2 protein-coding genes and 1 riboswitch are annotated in these 2,920 nt (G+C 72.3%); both genes read right to left on the bottom strand.

The window, feature by feature from the left end; translation table 11 throughout:
- Positions 1-46 precede the first annotated feature (46 nt).
- Positions 47-964 carry an ABC transporter substrate-binding protein gene (locus ACFXOZ_RS42370; RefSeq protein WP_380595368.1) on the bottom strand — a complete coding sequence of 306 codons (918 nt, stop codon included), beginning with the start codon at positions 962-964 and terminating at the stop codon, positions 47-49.
- Positions 965-1,121: 157 nt separating this feature from the next.
- Positions 1,122-1,328: riboswitch (cobalamin riboswitch) on the bottom strand.
- A 105-nt stretch (positions 1,329-1,433) separates the two neighbouring features.
- A complete protein-coding gene (locus ACFXOZ_RS42365; protein ID WP_380397775.1) occupies positions 1,434-2,375 on the bottom strand; it encodes a hypothetical protein in 942 nt (313 codons plus the stop codon).
- Positions 2,376-2,920 lie beyond the last annotated feature (545 nt).

The raw sequence follows: 2,920 nt of genomic DNA, 5'->3' as shown, positions 1-2,920 counted from the left end.
GCGCGGCCCGGACCGGCGGGCCGCGCGACGGGGTGGGGTGCCGTGGTCATGAAGCCGGGCGCAGCGCGCTCAGCCCCGCCGAGACCCGGGCGGCCCCGTCGGCGAGCCGCACGCCGGGAGTCGACTCCGAGAACGGCACCACCACGAAGGCCTTGCGCCGCACGGCGCCGAGCTTGCTCAGCACCGGGTCGTGCTCCAGGTAGTCGATCTTGGACTGGGCGGTGTCCCAGCCGGCGTCCGCGAGCACGATGGCGTCCGGGTCGGCCGCGACGACCTTCTCCCAGCTCACGTTCTGCCAGCCGCCGGGCAGGTCCGCGAAGACGTTGCGGGCGCCCACGGCGTCGAGCACCAGCTGGGGGCCGCCGTGGCCGGCGCCGACGAAGGGCGACTTGGTGTCCGAGTCGTACCACAGGACCTTCAGGTCCTTGCCCGCGGCCGTCGCCGTGAACCCGGCGAGCTGCTGCTCCTGCTGGTGCTGGATCGCGGCGGCCCGCTCCGGTACGCCGAAGACCTGGGCGACGTCGTGCAGTTCGCCCCACGCGGCCTGCCACGTCGTCGGCGGCACCTGGCTCTTGTCCGAGCAGCCGAACGGGGACAGGTACGACGCTACGCCCTGGCCGCGCAGGTCCTCCCGGGTGCCCGCGACCTTGTCGGTGAACGCGCTGGCGTAGGAGGCGTACAGGAAGTCGGGGCGGGCGGTGAGGAGCTTCTCCTTCGTCGGGTACTTCGCGGAGAGCACCGGGACGGAGTCGTAGGCCGCCTTCCACTTCTCCGGGACGGCATCGTCGAGGTAGGCGGTACCGGCCATGCGGGACTCCAGGCCGAGGGCCAGAGCCACCTCGGTGGCCCCCTCGTTGAGCGTCACCAGCCGTTCGGGCGGCGTGCCGACCGTCACGGTGGTCCCGCAGTTCTCCACGCTGACCGGCGCGGCACCTGCGGACGTCCCGCCGGGCGCGGCGGGCACGGGGGCGCCCGTGCAGGCGCCGAGCGTGCCGAGGAACAGGACGGCGGCGACCGCCCGGCCGACACGTATCGGACCTGTGGGACGTATGGGATGTACGGAGCAAATGGATCGGAACGGACGCGGCTGACCGCTGGGCACGTGTTCTCCAAAACCCTCGTGGAACATGTCGTGCCGTGGCCGGTCTCCTGGCTTCCGCATCGACGTGCCGCGGCCGACCTTCCCGGGCGGCTCCTTCGAGCCCGCCCAGTGGCCCTGACCGCTGGGCGAGCCGGTCAGCGAGGGCCGCGGAACTCCGCGGCAACAGTGGCGAGGGCCGCACCGGACTCAGACCGGTTTCCCGAACACCACGGCGATCGCACGGTATCAGGCGTGGTCAGGGCGGTGGAGTCCGGCTCAGGGTGACGGCCCGACAGCGACGGCCCGCCGCGCGGGGGGCGCGGCGGGCCGGGTTCCTCGGAGCGGGCGGTCGTCAGCCGTGCGTCACGCACTTGTTGGCGCTGTTGGACCACAGGCCCTGGAGGTCGAACGTGCCGGTGCTCAGGGTGACGTAGGCGTCGAGGTTCTCGCACTCGTCGCCGATCTCACCGCCGCCGCCGTTCCAGCCGATGCTGGGCCAGAAGTCGGTGACCGTCTCCGCGTACTCGTGGGTCTCGGTGGACTCGATGCCGGAGAGCAGCCGCCCGTCGGTGAAGGTGGTGCAGGCGCCCGCCCCGTTGTCCGGGATGTACGGCAGGTTGGTGTAGGCCAGGGTGCCGTAGGAGCTGCTGGTCTTGTCGTGCCAGGCGCAGAAGCCGGAGTTGGGGAATCCGTCCGGGTGGGCGCCGGTGGGGGAGACCACCACGTACTGGGCGTTGAGGTTGGGCGCCTGGGTGGTGTTGCCGAAGTGGGCGGCGGCCTTGCCCGCCTCGGCGGCGATCTGGGCGGCGGTGGCGTTGGCCGGGGTGGCGGCGGCGTTGTCGAACCAGACGCCGGCCAGCGGGGAGGAGGCCGGGTGCTGGACGTGGGTGCCCTTGGTGCCGCAGGTGGTGGTGCCCCTGGCGACGCCCTCGCAGTACTGGCTGAGGATGGTGCCCCAGGTGTCCTGGCTGCCGTAGAGGCCCTTGAACATGTTCTGCATGTCGGGGGCTACCCCGGCCGGGTCGGAGGACCACTGCGAGCCCCAGAACACCAGGTACACCTTGGGGGTGGGGGAGACCACGCCCTGGGTCGCGGCGGAGCGGACCGACAGGGTGTTGCCGGAGGTCGCGGTCGGGCTCTTGGCGGTGGTGCCGGGGTGGAGCGGCTTGGCCCCGAAGTGGGCGGCGGCCGGGGCGGGTTGGGCCTCGGCGCCGGCGGCCAGGGCGGTGGTGCCGAAGGCGGCCAGGGCCAGCGCCGTGAGGGTGTGGGCGGCGGCCTTGAGGGGGGTGCGCATGTGTCTGCTCCCGGGTGTGAGGGTGTGGGAGGTTCGTCCGTACAGGACTGCGGACCGGTCGGCCCGCGGGTTGAGCCCGGACACCACATCAACTCGGCCGTCCGTCCGTCCAGATGGTGGACGCGGGGCGGGGAATCCTTTGCCGTGCTCATACCAAGGCCTTGTCGCGCCGCCAGGGGCGGGGTGGGGGCGGGAGCGGGACCGGCGGCGACGGTGGGGGCGGTGCGACCGTAGGTCGGTACACGTCGAAGTCCCGGACCGGATTACGGTCGGGAACTTCGGCCATTCTCCCGGGATTCACCGGGAGTTCCGCTATTCCAACGTGCGGACGGCCTTCGGTGGTTCAATTCCCGGTGTGTTGGGATGCGAACGCCCGCGTGCACTGGCGTCCGTGGACGCGGAACAGCCCGCCGGCGGGGCCGGCGGGCTGTGGCGATCGAGTCCGGGTCAGCTAGGGCCTGTCCGGCGGATCTTGCCAGGCGCGCGACGCCGGGCATCCCGCCTGGACGCACGCCCGAATCGCCCAAGTACGTCCAGTACGAGGC

This window comes from Kitasatospora sp. NPDC059160 (genome assembly GCF_042755465.1).
GTDB lineage: Bacteria > Actinomycetota > Actinomycetes > Streptomycetales > Streptomycetaceae > Kitasatospora.
This window is presented reverse-complemented; position numbering and strand designations above follow the sequence as displayed.

What these genes read in the sequence shown, in the direction of transcription:
- ACFXOZ_RS42365 (WP_380397775.1), bottom strand. Translation starts at nt 2,375, where the DNA reads ATGCGCACCCCCCTCAAGGCCGCCGCCCACACCCTCACGGCGCTGGCC.